Below are 25,379 nucleotides of genomic sequence, written 5' to 3'. Positions count from 1 at the left end.
GGTGGCCGCTTTACAGAGCGGTCACATCCCTTCCGAAGCAGACTGGTTAATACCGGTCAACGTTTGCCAGATAAATCTTTCTCAGAGTTTAGCGCTTCAATGCGAACCAATGCTTTGAATGATGGGGGAAACCCGACAACTTTTTGCTAACTCTCCGCACGAATTGCATGAATAAAGAGGGATGAAAACGATGAGCATCAAGACCAGCGATTTTTTTGTCCAGCGCCTGAAAGAGTGGGGCGTGACGCGCATTTACGGTTACCCGGGGGATGGAATCAATGGGGTGCTGGGTGCGATACAACGCGCAAATGAAAAGGGCGATGGCATTGAGTTTATTCAGGTGCGCCACGAGGAAATGGCGGCCTTTATGGCCGCCGGTCACGCTAAGTTTACCGGCGAGATTGGCGTCTGCCTGTCCACGGGCGGGCCGGGTGCGACCCACCTTTTAACCGGGCTTTATGATGCCAAAATGGATCATGCTCCTCTACTGGCCATTGCCGGGCAGGCAGAGGCAACGGCGAGAGGCGCAAGCTATCAGCAGGAGATGAACCTGGATCGCGTGTTTGCGGATGTGGCGAATTTTGTACAGGAAGCGGCTGCACCGGGTCAGGTGCGGCATCTCGTCGATCGTGGCGTGCGTATTGCCAAAGCGCAGAACGGCGTTGCCGTGTTGATCATCCCGAAAGATATACAGGATGAAGAGTGGCAGTCACCGCCTCATCTGCACGGGTTTACCCATTCAGGCAGTGGCTATCATCGCCCCAAAATTATGCCCTATGAAGCCGATTTGCAGCGCGCCGCCGATGTACTCAATGCGGGTAGTAAAGTGGCAATCCTTATTGGCTCTGGCGCACGCGGCGCGGCGGTTGAAGTCGTGCAGGCGGCAAATCAACTGGGTGCAGGCGTCGCCAAAGCGTTACTGGGCAAAGATGTCCTGCCCGATGACGCCCCTTTTGTGACCGGCTCGATAGGTCTGCTGGGCACTAAACCTTCCTGGGAGTTGATGCAGAACTGCGACACGCTGCTGATGATTGGCAGCGGTTTTCCCTGGACGGAGTTCCTGCCAAAAGAGGGGCAGGCACGTGCCGTGCAAATCGATATCGACCCGGCCATGCTCGGCTTACGCTATCCCTGTGAGGTGAATCTTCACGGCGATGCAGCTGAAACCCTGCGAGCACTCCTGCCATTACTGGATCACAAAGAGGATCGCAGCTGGCAGGAAGAGATTGCGGTGCAGGTTCAGGACTGGTGGAAGCAGATGGAAGAGCGAGCGCTGGCACCAGCCAATCCCGTCAATCCCCAGCGGGTGGTATGGGAGATGTCTCCGCAGCTGCCGGATAACGCTATCGTCACTTCTGATTCCGGATCCTGTGCAAACTGGTTTGCGCGCGATTATCGCGTGAAGCAGGGACAACGGGCTACGCTGTCAGGGGGGCTGGCCTGCATGGGCGCAGCCGTTCCTTATGCGATCGCGGCCAAATTTGCGCACCCTGAACGCCCGGTTGTCGCGCTGGTGGGTGATGGTGCCATGCAGATGAACAACATGGCAGAGCTGATTACCATCCAGAAATACTGGCAGCAGTGGACGGATAGCCGTTTGATTGTCTGCGTGTTCAATAATCAGGATCTGAATCAGGTAACCTGGGAGCAGCGCGTCATGGAGGGGAATCCCCGCTTCAAAGCCACGCAACAATTGCCTGATGTGAAATACGCTGAGTTTGCTGAATCACTGGGGCTGGTGGGCATTTATGTCGACAACCCGGAACAGCTGGCCAGCGCCTGGCAACGTGCGCTAAGCGCAGATCGCCCCGTATTGCTGGAGGTCAAAACTGACCCCGAAGTGGCTCCGCTCCCACCGCATATCACCTTTAAACAGGCTAAAGCCTTTATGTCATCGATGGCAAAGGGCGATCAGGGAACCTCGCAGATACTCAAAGATACGGCAAGCCAGCTGTTTTCAAATAAAAGTAACGAAAGGCGGTCCTGAAAGGAGGCCGCATCTTCACAAGTCAACGACGAACGCAACATCGGAGGAACAGGTATGACGACAGTCACCGGGGCCAATGAACTTGCTCTGATAGACAGATACTGGCGCGCGGCTAATTACCTCTCTGTGGGACAAATCTATCTCATGGAAAACCCGCTTCTGCGGGAACCCCTGAAGCCAGAACATATCAAACCTCGTTTGCTGGGGCACTGGGGAACCACGCCGGGCCTTAATTTTATTTATGCTCATCTCAACCGCATTATTCGCCAGCGCGACCGTGATCTCCTTTACGTCTGCGGGCCCGGGCATGGCGGCCCCGGCATGGTGGCCAACAGCTGGCTGGAAGGTAGCTATAGCGAAATTTATCCTCACGTCAGTGAAGACGAAGAGGGAATGCAGAGGCTGTTTAAACAGTTTTCTTTCCCGGGCGGGATACCGAGCCACGCTGCCCCTGAAACACCGGGGTCGATTAATGAAGGTGGAGAGCTTGGCTATTCGCTGTCGCATGCGTTTGGCGCGGCCTTCGATAATCCTGAACTGGTGGTGCCCTGTGTCATCGGAGACGGTGAAGCGGAGACGGGGCCACTGGCTGCCAGCTGGCACGGCATTAAATTTCTGAATGCCCAACGAGACGGTGCGGTGCTGCCAATTCTGCATCTCAACGGTTATAAAATCGCGAACCCTACGTTGCTGGGACGCAGCAGTGATGAAGATCTTCAGCAGCTTTTTAGTGGTTATGGATATGCCCCGCTCTTTGTCAGCGGCCACGAGCCGCTTGCCATGCATCAGCAGATGGCCACCGCGCTGGACACGACGTTTGACATCATCGCTGATATCCAGCACCAGGCGCGCAGCGGTAATGCAACTGATGCTGTGCCACGCTGGCCCATGATTATTCTGCGCAGCCCGAAAGGATGGACCGGCCCGCGTGAGGTGGATGGCAAAAAAGTGGAGGGATTCTGGCGAGCCCATCAGGTACCGGTTTCCGCTTGCCGTGAGGATGATGGCCATCGCGAGATCCTTGAACAATGGATGCGCAGCTATCAGCCGCAGGAACTCTTTGACCCGAGCGGATCGCTTGCCCCTGAACTGCGTGCGCTAGCCCCGAAGGGTAATAAGCGTATGGGGGCAACGCCCTATGCCAACGGGGGAAGGTTGCGACGTGAACTTATCACGCCCGATATTCACGACTTTGCGCTGGAGACGGGTCAGCCCGGCAGCACACAGGGACAGGCCACCGAACAGTTTGGTCGTTACCTGAGTGCAATCTTCCAAAAGAATCTTGATAACTTCAGGCTGTTTGGCCCGGACGAAACGGCATCCAACCGTCTGTCACCCGTGTTTGACGTCACCTCCCGTACCTGGATGGAACCCATCAAGGATTACGACGAACAGCTGGCCCGGGACGGACGTGTCATGGAAATCCTCAGTGAGCATCAGTGTCAGGGCTGGCTGGAGGGCTATCTGCTTACAGGGCGCCACGGGCTGTTTAACTGCTATGAAGCCTTTATTCATATCGTCGATTCGATGTTTAACCAGCACGCTAAATGGCTGAAAGTCACCCGTAAGCTGGGCTGGCGACAGCCGATCTCCTCGCTTAACTATCTGCTGTCGTCCCACGTCTGGCGGCAGGACCATAATGGATACAGCCATCAGGATCCGGGATTTATTGATCATGTCGCGAACAAGAAAGCTGACATTGTGCGTATATACCTGCCACCCGATGCCAATACGCTGCTGTGGGTCGGGGACCACTGCCTGCGAACATGGGACCGGATCAATGTCATTGTTGCAGGTAAACAACCTTCACCCCAGTGGCTGGATATGGAAAGCGCCATTGCTCACTGTGAGGCAGGCATGGGCATATGGAACTGGGCGAGCTGTGAGGGTGAACCAGACGTTGTTATGGCCTGCGCGGGGGACGTGCCTACCATGGAAACCCTGGCGGCAGTCGATTTGCTAAAGGGCTATCTGCCGGAAATGCGTATCAGAGTCGTCAATGTGGTGGATTTACTGGCGTTGCAGACGCAGGAGCAGCATCCGCATGGCAAAGCCGAAGAAGAGTTCGATGCCCTTTTCACCACGGATAAACCCGTCATCTTTGCCTTCCATGGTTATCCAAGTCTGGTGCATCGCCTGACGTATCAGCGCAATAATCACGGCAATTTCCATGTGCACGGATTTAACGAAGAGGGCACTACCACGACGCCGTTTGATATGGCGGTAATCAACGAGCTGGATCGCTATCATCTGGCTCAGTCGGCCATTTTGCATGTGCCGGGCTTAGCTGATCGTCATCCGGAACTCCTCGACGACCTGCAGGAGCGAATCGCTGAGCACCATCGTTATGTAAGAGAGCATGGCGAGGATGTGCCTGAAGTGCGCAACTGGGTTTGGGGCGGATAAAGTCGCTTACACGGGGGATTGGGCCAAATGAAAGCGGGTAAGTATTTACCCGCTTCACTTTAAAGATATGGAATTTATCACGTCAGGGATTTCAGCGTTTGGCCTTTGAATCGGGATCCTCACTCAACGTCAGGAACTGTTCGGTTAACTCCGGCATATGACTGATCAGCCAGTCAGACATCGCCAGTTCCTGCTCGCATATTTGCTTCAGTACAGGGACGCTTTCTGTGTCGCCGACGCGCTTTGCCGCGCTAATCAGACTGGTATAGCTTCCCACTTCGGCATTTTCAAAGACATATCCGGCGATGGCACCTTTAATAACTTCATCATCCGTAAACATGCCACCAAATGCCTGTCCCATCGCAGCCATCTTTCCCATCACATCTTTTACGCTTGAGTGTGCTATTCCATGCCTGTCCAGAATGCCTTCAAGAAGCGTCTGCTGCTGACGCGTCTCTTCAATATGCTGCTCAATGCGCAATTGCAGCTGGGGATAATGTTCAAGTCGTTTTGCCATTTGCTCAAGCATCGTTTCAGCCTGCTTTTCCATGGCATACGCGTCACGCAGCCAGTCATGATAATGCGAATGTGCAGAGGTCGATGACATAGGTATCTCCAGATGGTGGCCGTGTCACTGTTTTTCAGCGATTGATGTCAGTTTCTGATCGGTATTTTTTTCTTCATCCAGCGTCTTTTTCAAAAGCGTGGAGGCTTCTCCAAGCTGAAGCTTGATGGCCAGTGCAATCAGCGTGCCGTACGTCGCGATCTCGTAATGTTCCACTTTCTGGGCGGCGCCAATGAGGCCTGCATCTCTGACGGGACCGGCTTCAGTCGCTTCGATAAGTTCCTGCGCTTCTTCAACTAAACCTTCCAGCGCGTGGCATTTCATACGCACAATCCGCACTTCCTCATGTGCTTCCACGAGTTGATCGAGACGCTCAATCTGACCCTGGGTTTCTTCAAGGTGATGCTGAAAGGCCTCTTTAAGTTTTGGCTCGGATGCAGCACGGATCATTTTTGGCAGGGCGCGGGTGATTTGTTTTTCAGCACTATAAACATCGGACAGGTCATGGATAAATAAATCGAGAAGTGTTTTAACTTTCATAGGGTAAACTCCAGCGAGTTCTTGACGGGTTGGCAATTACCGTAACAGGTAAGTGGGCAAAAAATAAAATTAATGGTTAGGTAATCAGAAATGTAATTATAAAAAACGCTTCCTTAATTATTAACGATATAACAAGCCTTCTCACGAACTTTGATGTCTGTTCTTACCACCTTTCTTACCTGCTGTGGAAGCTCTCTCACGATCATTTTTGAAATTACCACCGCTTGCCTGACCGCCTTTCCTTCCAGCTTCAGATGCTCTTTTTGGGTCTTCTGCAAAGTTTCCTGAACCGCCTCTATGTTGAGCCATAATACTTCCTCTACATGAACTGTTAACGTGATGATTAAGTGAAAATATGCATATAGCATTTTAATTGTAATTCACAATCAACTTCATGCAAGCGCGTCGGCACCATTTAAATCATAATCTGGAATATGTGCCATATTTGTTGTGGAGAATTGACAGGTAAAAGATATAAGCGCAACGATTAAATACTTCAGTTAACTTTGTAACCACTCAGATAATGGCTAAGGCGATCATATGAAAGCAATTATTTACAACGGCCCATTTAACGTAACGGTAAAAAATGTTCCTGATGCAAAAATTGAGCGTCCCGGTGATGCATTAATCCGGATAACCACCACGAATATATGCGGTTCGGATCTGCATATGTATGAAGGACGTACCAGCTTCGAAGAAGGACGGATTTTTGGCCATGAAAACATGGGCGAGGTCGTTGAAGTTGGCCAGGGAGTCGAGCGTATCAAAGTGGGTGACCGCGTGTGTATGCCCTTCAATGTAGGCTGCGGCTTCTGTGAAAACTGTGAAAAAGGCCTGACCGGATTTTGTCTGACAGCTAACCCGGGGAGTGCGGGCGCCGCTTATGGTTTTGCTGAAATGGGGCCATGGGACGGTGGTCAGGCGGAATTATTGCGGGTTCCTTTTGCCGATTTCAACTGCCTGGTGCTCCCAGAGGATGCGGCGGAGAAAGAAGAAGATTACGTCATGCTTTCAGACATTTTCCCGACCGGCTGGCATGCAACCGAACTGGCGGGACTGCGTCCGGGAGAAAGCGTCGCCATCTACGGGGCGGGGCCGGTGGGACTGATGGCCGCGCACTCAGCCATCATCAAAGGTGCCTCCCAGGTCTTTGTTATTGATACTCACAGCGATCGTCTGGCCCTTGCTGAGCAATTCGGTGCCACACCGGTTAATGCTGCCGGGGATGAAGCCGTACAGAAAATCCTTGAGCTGACTGACGGCAGGGGCACAGACTGCGGTTGTGAATGTGTCGGTTACCAGTGCTGCAATAAACACGGCCATGAAGACAACAGTGCAACTATGAACAGCCTGGTCGCCTCCACCAAGGCGACAGGCGGAATAGGCGTGGTGGGGGTCTTTGTACCCCAGGATCCTGCAGCGGAAAGTGACCTGGCAAAAGAGGGTAAAATGCCGTTTGATTTTGGCAGCTTCTGGTTCAAGGGGCAGTCCATCCGCACTGGTCAGGCAAACGTGAAGGCCTACAACCGGCAGCTCGCACGGCTTATTCACCATGATAAAGCCAGCCCTGGCCGAATTATTTCGCATCGTCTGAGCCTCGATGAGGCTCCTGAAGGCTATAAAAATTTTGACAGCCGAGCGCCCGGCTGGACAAAAGTCATTCTTAAACCTTAAACCCGGCTCTTTAGGTTTTCGATAAGCCCTTTACCCTAATCAAAAGGGTAAGGGCTTACCGGGTATGCCCACGGGTATCCACTTCCATTGATGTCCCATCCTGGCGAGCCTGCTTCGCTTGATCATCCCCTCATGGCTGCCAGGCTTATCACTCATAAAAAAGGCCAAAAGGAGAATAACGATGTCACGATTTTTGGAAAAAGTTGTCGTGATCACCGGTGCGGGTTCAGGAATAGGGGCGGCCTCAGCAAAGCGTTTTGCCAGTGAAGGTGCTTCGGTGGTGCTGGTGGGAAGAACCCGTGAAAAACTCGAAACCACGCTGCATTCGCTTCCGAAAGGGGAGCACCTGATCGCGCCTTGTGATGTGTCTGATTCCGTCCAGGTTAAACAGCTGGCGGAACTGGTCGAGCAAACCTATGGCAGAGTCGACGTCCTGGTGAACAATGCGGGGAGTGTCGTTCAGGGAAAAATACATGAAGTGGCCGTTGAAGATTGGAAAAAGCTGATGGGGGCTGATCTGGATGGGGTATTTCATTGCGTCCATTACTTCATGCCCTCATTGCTCAAAACTCAAGGGAATGTGGTGAACACGTCTTCGGTTTCAGGGCTGGGTGGAGACTGGGGAATGAGCGTTTATAACGCTGCTAAGGGCGGCGTAACTAATTTTACGCGCGCACTGGCGATGGATTATGGTGCGGACGGTGTTCGCGTAAATGCCATCTGCCCGGGATTTACGCTGACCGATCTTACCGAAGATATGAAGGACAATCAGGAACTGTTAAACAAGTTCTATGACCGCATTCCCCTCCAGCGGGCAGGGCAGGCTGAAGATATCGCCAGTGCCATCGCCTTCATTGCCAGCGATGATGCGCGTTATATTACAGGGGTGAACCTCCCGGTCGACGGCGGGCTGACGGCGTCTAATGGCCAACCCAAACAGGCTTAATCTATAAAAGGGGAGCCATCAACGTTCCCCTATCAATTCTTCAAAATGCGTGTGAGTTCGGTTATGCAATGCAAGGACGCTTTCCTGACCACCTTGAAAAAGATATCAGGTACATCTTCAGTGCATACATATATGTTAGTCCCTGACAGTCTCAACGCTCTTTATCGGTCAAAGTCACACGCAGAGCCGATATATAGCTGGAGTCGACTCAGTTGGGTGCAAATGCATAAAATTTATATGGTGGTGATGAGTGTAGTGCTCATTTGAGAAAAGGGGGCAGGGACATCAGGAAAGCCATTTTCAGAACGCGTACTGAGACAACAAGGGCGGGTCAACGCGCTGTTCGGGCAATTTTTACTATCTTGCTGAAGTATAACAAAATAGCTTGCTAACTTGTTTATAAAATTTATGATTAATCATGATTGTTCATATCAAATCAGATATTTACTGCAATTTACAAAATCTGTTCATGAGAAAGGCTAAACTATATATGTGTCAACTGAATCTACGGATGTGTTGTCACAACGATTTTCCCTGGTGTTGTCACTATCATATGACACCCGCTTCGGCGGGCTTTTTTTTGCCTCGAAGGTGATTGAGATAGAGGGAAGAGGCTAACCTGAATAAAGGCAGGCATACGGTGTGAAACTTAGTGAGCGAAGGTAAATTTCTGTCCAGGTAAAATCGTCACAACGGAACATTAATAGTCTCTTTAGGTTAAACCGCCAGAAAAAAAGTTTCCTGAATATCTGATCCTGAGTGGCTTGACGCCGGTTCAGAATTTTATGAGATACCAAAAATATGCTGCACCTGTGCTTCAAACGCGCTTTTTGTTCAGTGCGAGTGACCAGGTATTGCGTCCGCATTCGTGGCATTTTCGTTCTTCATATCCAGGTATTTCTTGGGTTGTCCCGCAGCGGTTACATGCATATAAACCTGTTTCAGGGATTTGGGTGAAACATTGACGATGTGCTTCAGGAAGTACAGATAACCCGGCCCGCACTTCTTCGTCCGGATAAAAGTAGAGGCTGAGCTGGCCATCGACCTCTACCAGCCCCAGCCGTATCTGACCAAGGTGTTCGGCCCCTTTAAGGCGTAACTCCATCAGAAACTCATCTTCTGAAATGTTCAGCCGGTCCAGATTCTCAGAAACGTACTTACCCTCAGCGATTAGCGTTACCACTTCTCCTTCAATCAGAGTTGAGAACCAGGAAGATTTGGTCATTGCCCAGGTGGTTAGGCGATACAGTAATAACAATATGACAAAGACCAAAATGACAGGTATAACGGGGACATCATCGTAAAAAGTCACATCCCCTGAAGCTGATCCTAGTGTCAGGATCACTACAACTTCGAAGAGTGAGAGCTGCTGGACACCGCGCCTGCCTGAAATTTTCAAAAGGTGAAAACGACGATATATGCAATGAGTACGCGTACAACGACTTCAAAGAGGAAGGTGTAAGGCTGATCGTTAATGAGAAATTTATGGAGGTCGAAATCTGCCATGGTTCACCCCTGAACGTTAAACCTGAATCGAGCCCTGAATCGACTTGGAACGTGAGCTATGTAATGAAGATTACTGATACCCATAAATTATAGCCGGATAGCTTTCAATCAAGGGATTAGCTTGAATAGGAGTGAGTGGGAAGTTTCAAACGGGCTTTGGGTTTTAAAATCAAAGGTGAAAAATTAATGAAGGTTTTCTCCTTTAAAGTGATGATTTGGCGCTTCGTTTATTCATTATGGCTAACAATATTTTATTTTTACAACGGTTCGCTTCTATACCTTAAACAGTTCACGAAGCATGATAGAAATGAAAAAGTTTCGCCCGCGCTCAATGCAAACTGATTCAAAAAAACCGCCGACCCATTCACACCCCTCTACAACAAATAGGCTAAAACTTCCCCCTTGATTGAATGGCATTGTTTATCTTGGCGTAAAATAAAAATGAGGATAATTAGTTAAGTCTCTTTCATGAGAGACGCAGGACAAGTTAAATGAATGGTTGTTCACTTAAATGACTTCATTCGACATAGAATGTGTGGGAGGAGATAATACAGGGAAGAAAGTGGATTTCATTAATTTGAACAGTTAATGTCGTTACTTAGTTAATACAGTCCGGCACACCGGCCGGACTTTTTTATGACTGTGGCTGACCGATGGGACCCTGGCCCTGAGGACCTCCGGGCACGGATTGCTGGCTTGGTGCGTGAGGACGGCCATCCGGCCCTACTGCAGGACCGGGTTCCTGACAGCCTGCCAGAGTCATCAGACTTGCAACGATAAAAATCCCACCTAAAAAACTCTTCATAACATTCCTTTCCAGAAATCAGGCAACCCAGCGTTGCTTACAAAGCCTGGTCACATCTGTCCACATATGAAAGCGAAGCCGGAAAAGTAAATCCTTTTTACTGCCAATGAGTTCTGATAAAACGCCCTTAAAGCACTTGCTCACTCTCAGAGATTGCAATTACTGTATGTATATACAGTTATTTATTGGAGGGCACCGACATGCTCCGCGACTATGAAATTATGATTGCCTTCAGGCAGGCGGTTAAACGCGATGCTGCGGGCCGTTTCACCATCAGCACACTCGATTTTGTGAAAGAACTCGATCGTCTGAACTGGCGCTACTCGCTACGTGCCGCTAACAAGTGGATCGAGATGCACACAACGACCTTCCGGGACATCTCGACAAGTGAGGGGGAGGAACGCATGTTTCAGATCTTTAATCCGAATGGAAGGAATTGAGCAACGTGTGCCACGTTCAATTGGGTACTCTCTGTAGCAGGCAATTGTTTATGCGTTAATCAATGGGACTAAATCGTGAACAGCGAGACATTGATTTTTCTATCTTGCTGAAATAAATGAAAAATCCAGATCAATATAATTACAAAATTAAAAACCGTGATATGTGTCACAAAAAAGCAAATCCAACAATTTTGTACAGCTTGTTTTGGTTTTGTACAACTTCAAAAATTTCCCTTTTAAAAGCAATTGAATATAAGCGTAACGGGTAACTTATTGTTTTAAAACAGAAACAAGCGAAGCGATAAACATGCATTTTAAATGTGGTTTTATCGAGAATTTCAGCCATATTATTTCTTGTTGGGAACGTTAGCACGCTAAATATTCGACTGATAAATAAGGGGGAGACATGCCATCGAGAAGAGGTGGAGCCGGTAATTTTGCTGAGGATGCAGACCGAGCGCGTGAGGCCGGACGTAAAGGAGGAAGCGCAAGCGGGGGGAATTTCAAAAATTGTCCTGATCGCGCAGTCGAGGCCGGTCGCAAGGGCGGACAAATCAGCCGCAGGCGCAAACCGGTAATAGAGGAAAGTTAATTCGCCAGACAGTCGGCCGGTTAGAATCATACCGGCCTTGCTTCGGAAAACAGAAACAGGAGGAAGTATGAGGTTCTCATCCATCCTTGCATCCAGACATTTTGCTGAACAAGTTAATACCTTACTGAGCAGAGGAGGCGGAATATGTCACTGTGCAGATCCTGTTGCCACCCGTGGCACACCTCAAAGTACTTGTGTAAATCTCTATAAAATTCTATGTGTAGAGGATGACACGGTAAAAGCAACGGATTCACCAGAGGTCAGACACAAAAAGCGTTCAGGTGACCGACCGGTAAGATAAGTTGGTGGATGCCTGATTATTAAGCGGCTCAGATAACAATTCTGTTAAGTAACACCCAAACGTCCTGTCCTTTTACGTCCTTTTAGCGCATGCTTTAATCTCTTCCCCGGTGCTATGCCTGGGCCATTCCCCCTCTGACAAGGGGCAAATATGAAATCTCAAAGGTCAAAAACCTGTTGCGCACCGAATTGCGCGGTGACTGGCACTTCTGATCTGATGTCGCTTTCCAACACCCCATCTTCCCGTGCTTCATTCATGAATCATTCACCTATTCGCAGACGAAACATATTGTCTGTTTTTTCTGAGACTGGACGAACATTAATTTCGTTGGGAGTGAACAAATGGAACAGGGTTTTTATTGGGTCCAGAAGGGCGAGACTCAACCTGAAGTCTGGTACTTCGCCGATGGTGAAGGGGGAGGATGGTTCAAGCCAAGCCGAAGTCTGCCCGTTCACCCTGATGATTTTAACGAGCAGGGGTACAATGTCATCAGTGATCGCCTCGAACCCCCGGCAGAATAATGACAACACCTGTACGACCTACCTCCCCCCCCTGGCAAAGGAAGTCGTATGGAAACGAGGCATTGCCATTTGAAATGCCCGCCTGGGACGGCCTACATGCGGTAGGTATTTCTCCTGTAGACGCAAACCGAGTGCTTTAACCTGTTTCAGGTTCTGCTTTCGGCTACATGAAATAAGTCGCAGGTATTTAGTAAAAGTAGATCGGGATGCACCAGATAACTTTCAGGTATGGCTGTTGGGTGATGAGTAATCTCTCAAGGTGTTCAATCCCAACGGGTGCTGAGCAATTATCCTGATTACTCTCGGTAGGGGGGCATCGCCAGCAAAAAAAAGCATGAACCAGACGTGAGTCCGGTTCATGCAGAGTGCTGACTACTTAGTTTTCTTTTTATTTGCCCGCTCTGATGCGTCGAGTCACCAGGGCGTGGGTCCCCACTGGGTTTGTACCAGAAACACAATCACCAGAACCAGTAAAGTGGTGACGGCCGGTATGATCAGGTATCGCATGTTCAATCTCCTGTCTGTATGACCACGAGAATTTGAAACGATGAAAAACCCGCCCGTATTCAACACCAACCGCTCAGTGGCATCGGCAGCCTGGCGATGGATACTAATGTCGTGTTATGGCCAGCAAAGCGCCGGGCTTAGCGCTTTAAAACCCGTTCAGATATATCGGTAAACCTATCGCTAACACTGTAATGGCCACGATATTCAGTACAACAACGAATCCTGGTGAAACATCCATAAATCACCTCAGGTAAACGAGCGGCATTCAGCAAGACACGACATCGGGCTGCTGGCCAGTTGGTCATCGCTGAAATCACCGACACTGCCGTGCTGATAATTCACCTACTGAGCACGCAGCATGTATCCCAGCGTTACCGCACAGGCATTTTGCTCATTAAGCGTAGTGCAGGTCTTCACAGACCAAAAGCGTAGCCGTATAGCGAAGTCAGGGTTTTTTTTACAGGGTGCGGAAATTGACGGGCAGCCCCACAGCTAAACGCCACTCAAACGAGCTGCCGGTTTTCAACCGCGCGGTGCAGGTGAGAGGTTAAGCTAAAAAAAGCCCGCTCAGGGCGGGCAAAAAGCAGTGGCTAAGGAATGTCTCTCTCGTATGAAACGCATCCTGTGTGCTGTGCTGCCAGTCAACGACTGACCCACATAACTTAGACCATTAATTAATGAATGGTAGGATGTGTTAACAAAAGCGATAAAATTCCAGTAATTTACAATAAGTTATTTGAATTAACGACTTATAAACAAAATTTCAGAGAGTTAACCGAAGCGGCAAGAGATTGCTGCTAATTATCTCTGGTTTATGTCGGCCTGAATAATGCTCAAATTTAAAACTACTGTGCTTATGGCAACCGGCCCGGTCAAACTGAAATGCCATGTCCACCTCAGATTAAATCCCCTTTGCCAACAACGCGTTTGGAAAAAGTCTTCATCCCCGACTTGATCGATTGTGCTGATTACGATTACTGTTTATATATACAGTATTTATCAGGGCTATCATCATGGAGTTTTTCAGACCTGCGGAAATCCGCGCCATTCTTGAGTTACCGCTTTTCATTGCCAGAGTTCCGTGTGGCTTTCCTTCGCCGGCTCAGGACTATGTCGAACAGCGGCTGGACCTTAATAATCTACTGGTCAGTCATCCCAGCTCAACCTACTTCATCCGGGTCAGCGGAGATTCGATGATTGAAGGCGGCATCAACGATGGCGACATGCTGGTGGTGGACAGCTCCGTCACTGCTGAGCATGGGGATATCATCGTGGCCGCCATCTCCGGCGAGTTTACGGTCAAGCAGCTGATGACAAGACCTTTCCTGCACCTGAAACCGATGAACGCCGCGCACGCCATTATCCCGATCCCCGATGCCGATCAGTTTGAAATCTTCGGCGTGGTCCGGCACTCGATTAAGACGATGGGCCGTTAATGTTTGCCCTGGTGGATGTGATCTCATTCTATGCCAGCTGCGATACGGTGTTCCGACCTGATCTGCGCGGTAAGCCGGTATCTGGTCGAGTTAAGAGGGCGAAGCTGCATTGTGAATGTACTCAGGCAGCCTGGTAACGGCAGCACCGTGCTTCTGAAGGTGGCGGGGATGCTGGAATGGGGTGTGACGATGTTTCACCCCAACCGGATCCTGACGGAAGACGGACTGCTTTTAGAGGATGATTTGCTTGAGGATGTGACCGTTGTGGGGCTGGTGACGCATGTAGTAAGTGCTTTGAACGTGTCGAATTCTTCCCCCGTTTGAACTTCATCGGGCAAAAAAAGGCCCGCATCGGCGGGCGAAATTCGTTACATGGGATAATCTCCATATAAGTTATGACGTTAGGATGATTTGAAAGTTCATATTTTCCGACTAACTTTGTACTTAAACCAAACCGGCGTTGCCTTTACATGATATGAAAGATATAAATTCTCACCGCGCAGGAATGATTGGATGTGCCATCGGATCGGCTGTAGTCGAGCTGGCGGCAAAAGGTGTGCCGCTCAGCAGGGTCAGTATCATCATTGAACTTGAACGTATCGCTACGGAGTCATCAGACCTGCAGGTAAAAGCGTTTGCATTAGATGCCGCAAAGTTGCTTAGGGCAGGGAACGATGAAGTTAACGCTTAGCGTTTGAAAATTGACGCTGGTGTAAGGTGAAAACATTCGGCCCCCTGCTGAAACTTAAGCGGAGGCCCTGAAATGCATGGTTAAGGTTCGTCGATGCGTGAAACTTTCAGATGCGCGCTTTCGCCCTTACCGTAGACTTTGCCACTCACGCGCACTTTATCTTCTGCACTGTAGGTTTTACCTTTGAAAGTGCTCACCGGGGCATCGATGTTGACCGTGCCAGAGCTGTCACGGAACTGATAAGTGTCGCCTTTGATCTTTTTAGCGATATAGCCCTCCAGCGTGACATATCCCCCCTGACGAAAATCTTTGATCAGCGTAACCGGTGTTTCTGCCGTATCTTCCGACCCCTTATACCCGGCATCCTCCTTATTCTGAGGTGGGGGCGTCTTACCTGCTTCATATCCACCCGTTTCGGCATACGCACCGAAGCTCAGAGGTAACATTACTGCAATCCAGGCGACCTTATTCATTTCATTCTCCATTGATGTGTCTTCAGGAGTAAGCCTGGCACAGTGCCTGGAAAGTAAACGGAACGGGTGTGAAATAAATATTTGATCTCAGCGCAGGGAGTCAATGCATGAGAACCCAGATCACAAGATTTCAGGTGAGGTACAAACACCGAATAGGCTTTTTTTAAGCGTATCCCGCTTAAGAAAGTTAGCTCCTTCTACAATATCCGTTGTAATACATTGATATATGAGCAAAGTGACACGAGCGAGACTGAACTAAATTGTACTGTAAAATTGATTCTAACCTTATGAATATAATGAAGTTAATATGATTTTTTAAGGTGTGCCGGATGAATAGGTGGCAGCCGTGGCGACCTACCTGCACAACAGCTGGGGGAATGCGGCAAAACCAGTGACATCGGATGAGGTGGCAGACAAGCGAGCCCTGCTGCGCCTGCCTCCGCAGATGGCCGCGCATTAATCAGGTCTGAATCACAGGCCGTCCGGAAGGGCGGCCTGTGATTCAAAACTCCTCCAAAATTCTTCCTCAAAATGAATTTTAAATTCAGGGAAAACTGGCCGGCTGATAGCGGCTGGCCATGGGGTAGTGATTTCAGGGGCGGTTTCAATGCATCAGCAGCCCGGGCTTCATGCGGCAAAAATACTGACTTACAGCCCCAGATCTGACAGGCCAGGATGATCGTCCGGACGTCGGCCCAGCGGCCAGAAGTACTTACGCTCGCTCTCTTTGATTGGCATGTCGTTGATGCAGGCGAAGCGACGCTCCATCAGGCCATCAGCGCCAAACTCCCAGTTTTCGTTTCCATAAGAGCGGAACCAATTGCCGGAGTCATCGTGCCATTCGTAAGCATAGCGGACGGCGATGCGGTTACCGCCAAATGCCCATAGTTCCTTAATCAGGCGGTATTCGTGCTCTTTCTTCCATTTACGGTCGAGGAAGCTCTGCGCTTCTTCACGATTGTTGGCGAACTCGGCGCGGTTACGCCATTTGGTGTCCAGTGAGTAAGCCAGAGCCACTTTTGCAGCATCGCGACTATTCCAGCCGTCTTCAGCCAGACGAACTTTCTCGATGGCCGTTTCCAGTGTGAAAGGCGGGAGCGGTGGACGAACTTGTGAATCAGTCATGGTAAAACTCCTGTAAATTTAGTTTCAGTCTAAAGATCGTTCTCGTGACTTAGGACTCAGTGAAAGACCTGTTCCAGCAAAAACTTCGCTACTTTTGATGCATTGACCAGAAGGCTCACATCGGTGGCATCAATACCGTTCTGATAAGAGACCTTTCAACAAATACAGGGATTCCCCTTTGGTATCGCGCGGCGTCCTGTCTGTGGCTTAAAGGTAGAACGGTCGTTCTACCTCGTCAATGATTTTTTCTGAAATGAATGCCGGGAGCAGAGAATATTCGGCATTAAAATCGAAATAAGATATTGTTTTTAATTGGTTTTAAATTAACTGAGATTCGCCCGTTTCAGGTTTGAACAGGGAAGGGTAAGGGAACAAAATGTCGCTTATGAATGCGCCAGGGAAGTGCCCGATATACTCAAACGTCGATAAGAAGAAACACCATCGAGCTGTGGGTTATCCCTAGAAAATTAACTATCCCGTTGCAGAAGAAGACTTTGACTGTTGACTGTATGTGCGGCGCGAACGTCCGGGCAGGCGGTGTGGTGACATCGCTGTTGTGTATGATGATGGCTGCGGGTATACGCACAGATTGAAGGCGAGACCGTTTATCGGTCCCGCCTGTCTGAAGATAAATCGAATTCAAAAACGCATTTAAATCTTCATTCAGGGGAAAAGCGTTTGCGATCCTCAGGGCCGGGAGGAGGCTCGTTCCAGCATGAGTTTCGCGATGTCCTGAGCGTTGTCGGCAGCACCCCCGTCGCCCATGACGTATGACATGGTGATCGCGCCTTCCAGCAGGATCAGCAACTGTCGAGCCAAATCATCCGGATGCTCAACGTTCAACTGTTCGGCAAGTTCCAGAGCGTAATCCAGCAACTTCTGTTTATGCATCTTGGCTATCTGACGCACAGGGTCTTCAGGATCGCCAACCTCACCCGCCGTGTTGATAAACGCGCAACCCCGGAATCCGTCGGACTCGAACCAGCTCTTCAGAACAGTGAACATGTTCAGGATACGCTCTTGAGGAGTCTTGCCTTTGTCAGACTCTGTTCTGAACCATTGCATCCACCGTTCGTCGCGCTCTGTTAACGCGGCGGATGCCACGTCTTCCTTGTTCGCGAAATGGCGGTAAATACTCTTTCTGGCGACACCAGAGGTCTTGACCAAAAGGTCCATGCCCATAGCGTGGATACCGTTCTGGTAGATGAGCTCTTCGGCGGTTTTCAGGATTTTATCCCGTGTATCAGTTGTTTTTTTGATCATGGGTTAAAAGTAGAATTATCGTTCTACCACGTCAACGCTTTTATCAAAGAGCCTGTAAAAAAGTCATGCGATCCTTGCGAAAGCTGGAAGGACCCGAAGGAACGGACGTTGATCGGAAGGCTTTGCAGATACCCGTCAGTATGAATGAGGGAGAGGGAAAGTCTTTTTAGTGAATAGCTATTTCATCCCCTCACCGACAACAAGGTCATTGTCCCTTCACTTTCGTAATTAACTTAATCATCACCAATCTTAATTTTGACTAAGGTGTACAACTTGAATCTTCGTGTACAAATATGTTGGTTAATTCGTGTTTAGTTATTTATTCTGGGATCTAAATTGATCATTAATATATATAGGAAAAGTTCTGGATAAGCGAAGCGGCAAATGATGCACGATTGATCAAGAAATGATCGATTTTTTGTTGTTAGCGATGGGAATAACCCTCCTGACGTAGCGAATTATGCATTTAAGCGAAGCGCTAATACACGTCAGGAGAGTGTTGTGATGAAGGCTAGCGAACGTAACCCAGTGTTGAATTATTGATAGTGTTATTTCCGGCGGCTGATCTTTCCTCCCTTCCGGCCAGCTTCAACGGCGCGGTTCGGATCGTTTTTAAAATTGCCGCCACTTACCTGACCGCCTTTGCGGCCTGCTTCAGCAGCACGCTCCTTGTCCTCGGCGAAGTTCCCTGTGCCCCCACGACGTTGCGTCTTTTTCTCTTCCTCTTCAGGATGCTTGTTAGGGTCCGTCATGCGTTCTCCTCATTATATTTGTACCAACATAAAGCAAAAATAAATGTAGCGTTGTTTTTACCATAATCAAGTCAGGATTAATCTTAAGTTTTATTATTTTGCGGACTGTTTGTTTAAGGATAAGTCGATTTTTGTTTATAAGCGGATGAAACTCACTTGAATGATGATTGTTAGCGCACTTTAGATGTTGAGTAAAGAGTGTCGTGAGGTTAAATATAAGCGAAGCGGCAAGGTGGTGATATTAATCCCCTCTCTCAGTTTTGCGTCGATTGGCTTGCGCAGAAGGGCTTACTTGCTACGTTTAATTAAGATGATTGTTAATCCGTTAATTAACGCTTCGCTTATTTCCAGATAATTCCATCAGCGACGGTGTTGAATCGGTTAGCTTGCTAAGCAACTGCATACCATCCCCAAAGGTAGTTCATTAAAAGCACATCAACCAGGAGTGAATGAATGACGAGGGAATCTGTTTATCTGGATTGGCTACGTGATGCACACGCGATGGAGAAGCACGGTGAAACGTTATTAAAACAAGCGATGGAGCGTCTCGACAGTGATTCTTCCATCGGGAGTCACATCGCGCATTATCTTGCGCAGTCACGCGCACAGCAGTTGCGGGTGAAAGAGGTTCTGAAATGCCATGACGATAGTTGGTCGGCATTGAAAGAGGCATTAGGCCGCCTGTCTGTGGTGGGGCAGGCAGCGAGCGATTTGCTGCGTGTTGAGCAGGACGCACGGATGGCCGTCAGCGTCTATGTCTTTTGTAGTTATAAAGTTGCGACTTACACCACGTTAATTGCCGCCGCCAGACAGGCTGATGACCGTGAAGGCGTGGACATTTTTCAGCGGATCTTGCAACAGGAAGGGAAAATGGCGGCCAGACTGCTTGCGGACTTGCCTGAAGCAGCGAATCAATCGATAGACTCGCTGGCTGAAAGTGAAGCATCAAGCGCGGTGTAGTGTTTTCTGCGGGCAGCTTGCTGGCTGCCCGCAGAGAAAATGGCCAGCATTATTAATGATTACACGTTAACGGCAATTGCATAAACGGCAGTAAAAGGCCGCTACGTTTATCCAAACGTAGGATTAAGCGCTACAAACTCAGTTTAATAAGTAAAGCACACTGATCACTCGGGTGACTATTATTGCCAACAATTTAATATAACTGATCAAATTTTTTAATTGCGCAACTCCACAGGAAGTGAATTGTTTTGCACGAGTAAGTTATATTTAAGTAAAAGCATTAAGGTTAGTGAGCATGCTGACGATAACAGCAGGGATGCTGCCGATGAGAACGCGGAGCGTCTCCATTTCTTTGTTTTAATAACACCTGGATTTCATGACTCACTAATAAAAATCATTGAGGTTTCTAAATGGACATAGTTCAAGGATTTTCACGCAATATTAAATTGCGCAGCAAACTCATTATTTCTTCGCTCATCAATATCGGTATGCTGCTTTTGGTCGCGGTACTGGGTTTAAATTCGCTGTTTATGGCACAAACCGGCGTCAACGGCATGATGAAAGATGATTACCCAACCATTGCGTTGGGCAATCAGTTAATCAATGAGATTAACACTACCATTCAGCGACAGGCTTTGCTGCTCAGCCCAATCAATGCGGAGCGCCGCAGCGCCATCATGAATGAGCTTCAGGGGGCAACCGGGCAAATTACGGAGATTTATCGTCAACTCCATGCACTGTCAACAGATGACGATTCAATTGCTTATCTCAAAATTTTGGATGATAAACGCAAAGCTTATTTAGAAGGCCGTAATGAATTTTTGCAACTCGCTAGTCAGGATCCTAATAAAGCGCTGGATTATTATCTTACAGCATTGGCGAGTAAACAAAAGGATTATACGGTCGAAGTGCAGCGTTTTATTGCACTGCAAGAGCAGCAGATGAATGGTTCCTACACACACTTTATGGATTCCTATCACACCACTAAAATTTCAATGGTGGTGATATTTATTGCGGCGGTTATTCTCTCTGCGTTGATTGGCTGGATTATTATCCGATCCATTACTGTGCCATTAAAAAACGTGATTGCGTTTCTTGGCCGTGTTGCTGATGGCGATCTCAGTACGAGCTTCTATGAAAAACGTAAAGACGAAATGGGCCAGTTAATAAACGCCATTCAGCAGATGCAGGATAAAATGTCGACCATTGTCAGTCATATTCGTATCAGCGCAGAGCAAATCTCAGGAGGTGCCAGCGAAATTATGTCGGGTACACATGATTTGGCCGCGCGTACTGAAGAACAAGCCAGTTCGGTTGAACAAACAGCAGCATCGGTTGAAGAATTCACCGCCACCATTAGCAACACGCGCAATAACACCCACTTTGCTGCCGATCTGTCTGAAAAGGCGGAAAGCGCCGTGGGGCAGAACGCCACCATGATGAACAACGTGTCGACCAAAATGGCTGAGATCCATGATTCAGCCGGTCGCATGGCAGACATTATCAATCTGATTGATTCGATTGCTTTCCAGACCAATATCCTGGCGCTCAATGCGGCTGTTGAGGCGGCACGAGCAGGGGAGCACGGTCGCGGTTTTGCGGTAGTCGCGCAGGAAGTGCGCGCGCTGGCGCAAAAAACCGCCACCTCATCGCATGAGATTCGGCATCTGATTGAGGAGTCTTCCATGCGCATCGTTGATGGCCGTGACATGGTAGCGGATGCCAACAAACTGATGTCGGAAATGATGAACAACGTGGTGAACATGAAGGAAGTGCTGTCACAGATTAACCAGGCCAGCACCGAACAGGCCGATGGGATCAGTCAGATCAACACTGCTATCAGCCAAATTGACATCACGACACAACAAAATGCCTCGCTGGTGGAGCAATCCCTGGCTGCTTCCGCCATGCTCAGCGAGCAAGCGGCAAACATGGTGAACAGCGTCAGTGTGTTTACCCTGCGTCAGAGCGCATAACCAGAAGTGACAGGCGGTGTTAAGGCCGCCATTACTCTAAATTCTTGCTATTTAACACGGGCACCTGATCAAGCAACCATTGAAGCAATAGCTTGATGTTGGGCGCTTCCTGCCGGGTTTTCGGCCACACCAGATAATAACCGTCACCTGTCGCCACCGGCTGGTTAAATGGCAGCACCAGTAAGCCGTTATTAATCGCCTCCTGGCTGAGCAGCAAGTCACCAATTGAAACGCCGTGTCCACTGATCGCCGCCATCGTGCCCTGTTCCAGCGTATCAAACAGTTTGCCTTGCCACAGATTGATAGCTGGTGCATCAACTGCCCCCTGTGACCACCTCAGCCAGTCGCGGCGATCGTGTGAGGGGTGAATCAATTCACAACTTGCCAGTTGCGTTTGTGCCTGTCGTTCCAGTGCGGGTGCGCAAATCGGAATTAACCACTCCTGAAACAGCAAATGGCATTCGGTGTCTGCACCAAAATGACCGTTGCCCAACAAGATGGCGCAGTCAAAAGGTTCACGGGCAAAATCGACGTTGTCAGTGTCCATCCAAACGCTGGTAATCTGCACTTCAGATGTTGAGTTTTGCTCGCGATAGAGTTGGAGTGCATCCAGCAGCCACCGCATGGTCAGTGTCGAAGGGGCCTTGAGACGGAGTTGATGACCCTGCTGCGTGAAGGCGGCGCAAGCTTGCTCCAAAGAGGCAAATCCGGCCTGTAATTGTGCCGCTAATACGCTACCGGCAGCGCTGATTTCGACCCTGGGGCCTTTACGGACAAACAGTTGGCAATCGAACCACGCTTCAAGGGTGCGGATGTGGCGGCTAATCGCCCCAGGGGTGACGTTGAGTGCCGCAGCGGCCTGGCTAAAAGACCCCAATTGCGCCGCACTGGCAAAGGCGCGCAACGCATAAAGTGGAGGAAGCGTCATAAGGCAAACTCAACATTGAGTAAAACTCACATTCAACGGCATTTTAAAGCGTTTTTCAATGTGGAAACGAGAAGCCATACTGGCGACCTTCTAATACGTTTCAGGTCGTTACCATGAACCTCTCACTGCTGCTGGCGTATATGCTGGCGATTTTATTGCTGTTAATGACGCCCGGACCGGTGGTGGCGCTGATCACGGGCACGGCCGCGCGTCATGGTTATCGACGCGCTTTTGCCACAGTGGTGGGCACTAACGCGGCATCACTGGTGTTGATTGCGCTGGCTGCACTGATGTTGACGGGTTTGGTCTCTCTCAATCCCTTGAGTTTGCAAGTCGCCGGGGTGCTGGGTTCCCTGTTTATTGGCGTGATTGCATGGCGAGGCTTACGTGCTGCGACAAGTGCAACCGCCCACCGGCCTGCAGCACAGGGGGGATTGCTGAAAGGCTTTGTGGTGGGCATCTCTAATCCAAAAGATATTCTGTTTTTTGCCGCGCTCTTTCCACAGTTTATCGCCATCACGCCCGATCTGAGCAGCAGCCTGATCACCCTGGCGCTGGTGTGGATGGCCTTCGATTTTGCGGTGCTGGCGTTTTATGTCATCACCGTAAAGCGCTGGCTGCCGGGAGCACATCAGCAGCGCCTGGAGCGAATATCAATGCTGATGTTGTTGCTGATCGCGCTGGCGGGAGCGTTCTACAACCTGAGGCATTTGTTGTTATAGCGTGGTATTGAAGATTTTACCCAAAACGCCGATAACGCATAGCGAATGGCTGCATGGAGCAGCAGACTAAAGGGAAAGTAATGAAAAAAGCATTGATAGCGTTAGCGGTTTTAACCCTGGCAGGGTGCGCCAGACCTTATGGATCAGCCGATACCATCATCAATCAGCAAATGGTGACACCGGATGCCAGCAAGAAGCAGACACCGGTGACTGTTACCCGCCTCAAGCAGTTTATCGGTAGTGCCAGCGGTGGAACCTGCAAATTCGTGGTGAACGTGGATGGTCAGGATGTCGCGATGTTGCGTCAAAACCAGTTTGTCACTGCTTATCTGGAAAATGGTCTGCACAAGTTGCGCGTCAGTAATGACTGTTCAGTGATGAGTCTGGGGATGCGCAAGTCGCTGGATATTGTGGCTGACGGCACGCCACAGGAGTACGCCACAGAAGTAGGCTTCTGGGGACAGTACCGCATGTGGCGCACTAAATAAGTTACAGGTCAATCACCCGATTGACTGCGTGAGCAGCACAGCGCGATAAACTGTTCAGCGGCGGGCGCTCGTTTTTTTTGTTTCCACCATCAGGCAATCCTCTTCAAATACCCGCAGATTGAAAGCGTGCACATCTTCTACCTGGACCCACAGCTCGACGTTGCGGGTATTCATGGTGATGTTCCTGCCATTGGCTCACGAGGGCGACTGAAAGACTTCATTTTTATCAGGACATTGTGAATAATTAGCTCTGTACAAATCCATCCGACAGAATTCAATCAAGTGTTGTAAAAAACAGTACAGGTGATGCATGAGTCCGTTTTCCCGCTTTTCCGTTTACTTTGCAGAAGTGGCTCGCAGCGGCAGCTTACGTAAAGCCGCCTAGAAACTGCACGTCTCCGCGTCCGCCATTAACCGGCAGATCCTGCAGGCGGAAGAGAGCTTTGGTACGCCGCTGTTTGAGCGTTTGCCGGATGGGCTGCGGATGACCACCGCCGGTGAGTTGTTGTACGACGATGTGATGCGCTGGCAGCGCGAGTTTCGCGTTACGTGCCAGCGTTTCGACGATATACAGGGGTTTGAAGCGCGGTAACGTCAGCGCGGATCTGGTGCAATCACTGACTAAGGGACCGGTGGCTGATGCGATTGCGGATATTGCACGTGAACATCAGTGGCTGCGGCTGGAACTTACCGTCGACAACAGCCACGCCATCAGCCAATTGATTCGACAGTCTGCGATTGATTTTGGCTTGATCCTGGATCCGGCGGGACAGAGTGGACTGGATGTGTTGGCGTTTGCTGAACTGGATATGGGTATAGTCATGGCGCCCGATCATCCATTGAGCCAGTGCGATGCGCTATCGCTCAGTCAATTGAGCCAGGAGCGGCATATCATTCCTGGTGATTCGCTGGTGGTCCATGAACGGGGCGATGCGCTATACCGCAAGCAGGGCATGGCGCCGGATAACATTATTGCCTGTAACGATATTCGCCTGATACGCAGTTTGGTTGCTCAGGGCACTGGCGTATGCGTGCTGAGTTTGTTGGATGTGATGACTGAAGTGCAGGAGCAGCAACTGTGCTTTGTGCCGCTGAAAAACAGCGTGATGCGTCCGCTGACGTTGGCCCTTTGTACTGCGCCATCCCGACAGTTATCGCGGGCGGCGCAGAGGGTGATTCAGCGCATCACACAGGTTATCGATGAGATGGCGCGTTAAGCGTCCGATGCCTGTTTCGGAAATTTATTGCGCAGTTTCTGCAGTTTTGCCGGGATATTCATCATACAGAAGGCGTTTTCCTGTCCTTCTTTCTCCCAGAAGTTTTGATGATAGTCTTCGGCTGCGTACCACTCGGCTAAGGGTTCCAGCTTTGTCACCAGCGGCTTGCTGAGTTCGGCAGCGGCACGCGCTATCCCTTGTTCAGCGGCAATGCGCTGTGCATCGCTGGTCGGAAACAGTGCGGAACGATAACGTGAACGCACCACGCCGTCTTTGATGTTTTCCTGCGTGGCATCATGTGTCGCGAAGTGGATGTCGAGCAAATCGTCGTAACTGACGAGATCGGGATCGAACTCGATTTTCACCGCTTCGGCGTGACCGGTGGTGTCGCTGTAAACTTGATCGTAAGTGGGTGACGAGACATGGCCGCCGATATAACCACTTTCCACGCTCAATACACCATGGATGGATTGGAAAATCGCTTCAGTACACCAAAAGCAGCCGCCGGCAAAAATGGCTTGTTCACGCATCAGTCTAAGTTCCGGATAAAAAAAGTGA

General features: G+C 49.6%; 24 protein-coding genes and 2 pseudogenes. 15 read left to right on the top strand and 11 right to left on the bottom strand.

The features are described from left to right. Nucleotides 1–190 precede the first annotated feature (190 nt). Complete coding sequence (locus AC1MDE_RS02405; protein ID WP_480344180.1) at nt 191–1,987, top strand: thiamine pyrophosphate-requiring protein; 1,797 nt, start codon at nt 191–193, stop codon at nt 1,985–1,987. 54 nt (nt 1,988–2,041) lie between these two features. Further along, on the top strand, nt 2,042–4,393 hold the full coding sequence (locus AC1MDE_RS02400) for a phosphoketolase family protein (protein WP_480344179.1): 2,352 nt from the start codon (nt 2,042–2,044) through the stop codon (nt 4,391–4,393). A 91-nt stretch (nt 4,394–4,484) separates the two neighbouring features. On the opposite strand, the gene AC1MDE_RS02395 is transcribed toward AC1MDE_RS02400, so the two are convergent. From AC1MDE_RS02395 to AC1MDE_RS02385, 3 genes are all read right to left on the bottom strand, one after another. Next, nucleotides 4,485–5,000, bottom strand: a complete 516-nt coding sequence (locus AC1MDE_RS02395; RefSeq protein WP_058960708.1) for a ferritin-like domain-containing protein — start codon at nt 4,998–5,000, stop codon at nt 4,485–4,487. Nucleotides 5,001–5,024: 24 nt separating this feature from the next. After that, nucleotides 5,025–5,498: a YciE/YciF ferroxidase family protein gene (locus AC1MDE_RS02390; RefSeq protein WP_479400001.1), complete on the bottom strand. Its 474-nt coding sequence runs from the start codon at nt 5,496–5,498 to the stop codon at nt 5,025–5,027. Nucleotides 5,499–5,639: 141 nt separating this feature from the next. Beyond that, nucleotides 5,640–5,807 (bottom strand): con-10 family general stress protein, encoded by a 168-nt coding sequence (locus AC1MDE_RS02385; RefSeq protein ID WP_182058582.1) that lies wholly within the window; start codon nt 5,805–5,807, stop codon nt 5,640–5,642. Nucleotides 5,808–6,038: 231 nt separating this feature from the next. Here AC1MDE_RS02385 and AC1MDE_RS02380 point away from each other — a divergent pair, with 231 nt between their 5' ends. Continuing rightward, nucleotides 6,039–7,172 (top strand): glutathione-independent formaldehyde dehydrogenase, encoded by a 1,134-nt coding sequence (locus tag AC1MDE_RS02380; protein WP_058960705.1) that lies wholly within the window; start codon nt 6,039–6,041, stop codon nt 7,170–7,172. A gap of 181 nt (nt 7,173–7,353) precedes the next feature. Beyond that, nucleotides 7,354–8,118, top strand: a complete 765-nt coding sequence (gene budC / locus AC1MDE_RS02375; protein WP_480344178.1) for a meso-2,3-butanediol dehydrogenase — start codon at nt 7,354–7,356, stop codon at nt 8,116–8,118. Between the two features lie 817 nt (nt 8,119–8,935). Here the strand turns inward: budC and AC1MDE_RS02370 are convergent. Beyond that, nucleotides 8,936–9,430, bottom strand: coding sequence for a YetF domain-containing protein (locus tag AC1MDE_RS02370; RefSeq protein ID WP_480344177.1), 495 nt, complete (start codon nt 9,428–9,430; stop codon nt 8,936–8,938). Between the two features lie 1,199 nt (nt 9,431–10,629). Here AC1MDE_RS02370 and AC1MDE_RS02365 point away from each other — a divergent pair. From AC1MDE_RS02365 to AC1MDE_RS02345, 5 genes are all read left to right on the top strand, one after another. Further along, complete coding sequence (locus tag AC1MDE_RS02365) at nt 10,630–10,869, top strand: DNA polymerase V (RefSeq protein WP_480344176.1); 240 nt, start codon at nt 10,630–10,632, stop codon at nt 10,867–10,869. 406 nt (nt 10,870–11,275) lie between these two features. Next, nucleotides 11,276–11,461 (top strand): con-10 family general stress protein, encoded by a 186-nt coding sequence (locus AC1MDE_RS02360; protein ID WP_072016972.1) that lies wholly within the window; start codon nt 11,276–11,278, stop codon nt 11,459–11,461. A gap of 642 nt (nt 11,462–12,103) precedes the next feature. Further along, nucleotides 12,104–12,283 carry a hypothetical protein gene (locus AC1MDE_RS02355; protein ID WP_058961187.1) on the top strand — a complete coding sequence of 60 codons (180 nt, stop codon included), beginning with the start codon at nt 12,104–12,106 and terminating at the stop codon, nt 12,281–12,283. A gap of 1,520 nt (nt 12,284–13,803) precedes the next feature. Beyond that, a complete protein-coding gene (umuD, locus tag AC1MDE_RS02350; protein WP_058961188.1) occupies nt 13,804–14,226 on the top strand; it encodes a translesion error-prone DNA polymerase V autoproteolytic subunit in 423 nt (140 codons plus the stop codon). A gap of 168 nt (nt 14,227–14,394) precedes the next feature. Next, nucleotides 14,395–14,550, top strand: coding sequence for a hypothetical protein (locus AC1MDE_RS02345; RefSeq protein ID WP_167347124.1), 156 nt, complete (start codon nt 14,395–14,397; stop codon nt 14,548–14,550). A gap of 447 nt (nt 14,551–14,997) precedes the next feature. Here AC1MDE_RS02345 and AC1MDE_RS02340 read toward each other — a convergent pair whose 3' ends face one another. Continuing rightward, nucleotides 14,998–15,390 carry a YgiW/YdeI family stress tolerance OB fold protein gene (locus AC1MDE_RS02340; protein ID WP_058961192.1) on the bottom strand — a complete coding sequence of 131 codons (393 nt, stop codon included), beginning with the start codon at nt 15,388–15,390 and terminating at the stop codon, nt 14,998–15,000. A 337-nt stretch (nt 15,391–15,727) separates the two neighbouring features. Between AC1MDE_RS02340 and AC1MDE_RS02335 the strand changes: the two genes are divergently transcribed. Next, entirely contained in the window at nt 15,728–15,850 is a 123-nt protein-coding gene (locus AC1MDE_RS02335) for a hypothetical protein (RefSeq protein ID WP_286119899.1), read from the top strand. A 188-nt stretch (nt 15,851–16,038) separates the two neighbouring features. Here the strand turns inward: AC1MDE_RS02335 and AC1MDE_RS02330 are convergent, their stop codons facing one another. The 3 genes from AC1MDE_RS02330 to AC1MDE_RS02320 form a co-directional block, all read right to left on the bottom strand. Further along, nucleotides 16,039–16,515, bottom strand: a complete 477-nt coding sequence (locus AC1MDE_RS02330; protein WP_034822635.1) for a nuclear transport factor 2 family protein — start codon at nt 16,513–16,515, stop codon at nt 16,039–16,041. Nucleotides 16,516–17,202: 687 nt separating this feature from the next. After that, nucleotides 17,203–17,778 carry a TetR/AcrR family transcriptional regulator gene (locus tag AC1MDE_RS02325; RefSeq protein WP_058961193.1) on the bottom strand — a complete coding sequence of 192 codons (576 nt, stop codon included), beginning with the start codon at nt 17,776–17,778 and terminating at the stop codon, nt 17,203–17,205. A gap of 548 nt (nt 17,779–18,326) precedes the next feature. After that, nucleotides 18,327–18,530, bottom strand: a complete 204-nt coding sequence (locus AC1MDE_RS02320) for a con-10 family general stress protein (RefSeq protein ID WP_034822638.1) — start codon at nt 18,528–18,530, stop codon at nt 18,327–18,329. Nucleotides 18,531–18,983: 453 nt separating this feature from the next. On the opposite strand from AC1MDE_RS02320, the gene AC1MDE_RS02315 reads away from it, so the two are divergent. Together AC1MDE_RS02315 and AC1MDE_RS02310 are read left to right on the top strand one after the other, a co-directional pair. Next, a complete protein-coding gene (locus tag AC1MDE_RS02315) occupies nt 18,984–19,490 on the top strand; it encodes a YciE/YciF ferroxidase family protein (RefSeq protein ID WP_058961195.1) in 507 nt (168 codons plus the stop codon). A 410-nt stretch (nt 19,491–19,900) separates the two neighbouring features. Next, nucleotides 19,901–21,466: a methyl-accepting chemotaxis protein gene (locus AC1MDE_RS02310; RefSeq protein WP_058961196.1), complete on the top strand. Its 1,566-nt coding sequence runs from the start codon at nt 19,901–19,903 to the stop codon at nt 21,464–21,466. A 31-nt stretch (nt 21,467–21,497) separates the two neighbouring features. Here the strand turns inward: AC1MDE_RS02310 and AC1MDE_RS02305 are convergent, their stop codons facing one another. Next, nucleotides 21,498–22,394: a LysR substrate-binding domain-containing protein gene (locus AC1MDE_RS02305; protein WP_058961198.1), complete on the bottom strand. Its 897-nt coding sequence runs from the start codon at nt 22,392–22,394 to the stop codon at nt 21,498–21,500. Nucleotides 22,395–22,507: 113 nt separating this feature from the next. Between AC1MDE_RS02305 and AC1MDE_RS02300 the strand changes: the two genes are divergently transcribed. After that, complete coding sequence (locus tag AC1MDE_RS02300; protein WP_058961200.1) at nt 22,508–23,116, top strand: LysE family translocator; 609 nt, start codon at nt 22,508–22,510, stop codon at nt 23,114–23,116. An 80-nt stretch (nt 23,117–23,196) separates the two neighbouring features. Then, nucleotides 23,197–23,604 (top strand): hypothetical protein, encoded by a 408-nt coding sequence (locus tag AC1MDE_RS02295; protein WP_034822646.1) that lies wholly within the window; start codon nt 23,197–23,199, stop codon nt 23,602–23,604. Nucleotides 23,605–23,676: 72 nt separating this feature from the next. Here AC1MDE_RS02295 and AC1MDE_RS02290 read toward each other — a convergent pair. Then, nucleotides 23,677–23,769 (bottom strand): annotated as a pseudogene (locus AC1MDE_RS02290) (hypothetical protein); the annotation flags it as partial. 145 nt (nt 23,770–23,914) lie between these two features. Between AC1MDE_RS02290 and AC1MDE_RS02285 the strand changes: the two are divergent. Beyond that, nucleotides 23,915–24,821: pseudogene (locus tag AC1MDE_RS02285) on the top strand (LysR family transcriptional regulator). On the opposite strand, the gene msrA reads toward AC1MDE_RS02285, so the two are convergent. Then, nucleotides 24,818–25,354: a peptide-methionine (S)-S-oxide reductase MsrA gene (gene msrA / locus AC1MDE_RS02280; protein WP_082678132.1), complete on the bottom strand. Its 537-nt coding sequence runs from the start codon at nt 25,352–25,354 to the stop codon at nt 24,818–24,820. The pseudogene AC1MDE_RS02285 and the gene msrA overlap by 4 nt on opposite strands. Nucleotides 25,355–25,379: the final 25 nt, after the last annotated feature.

This window comes from Pantoea folii (assembly GCF_056678875.1).
The sequence above is the reverse complement of the archived record's forward strand: the minus strand, read 5'-3'. Positions and strand labels throughout refer to the sequence as shown.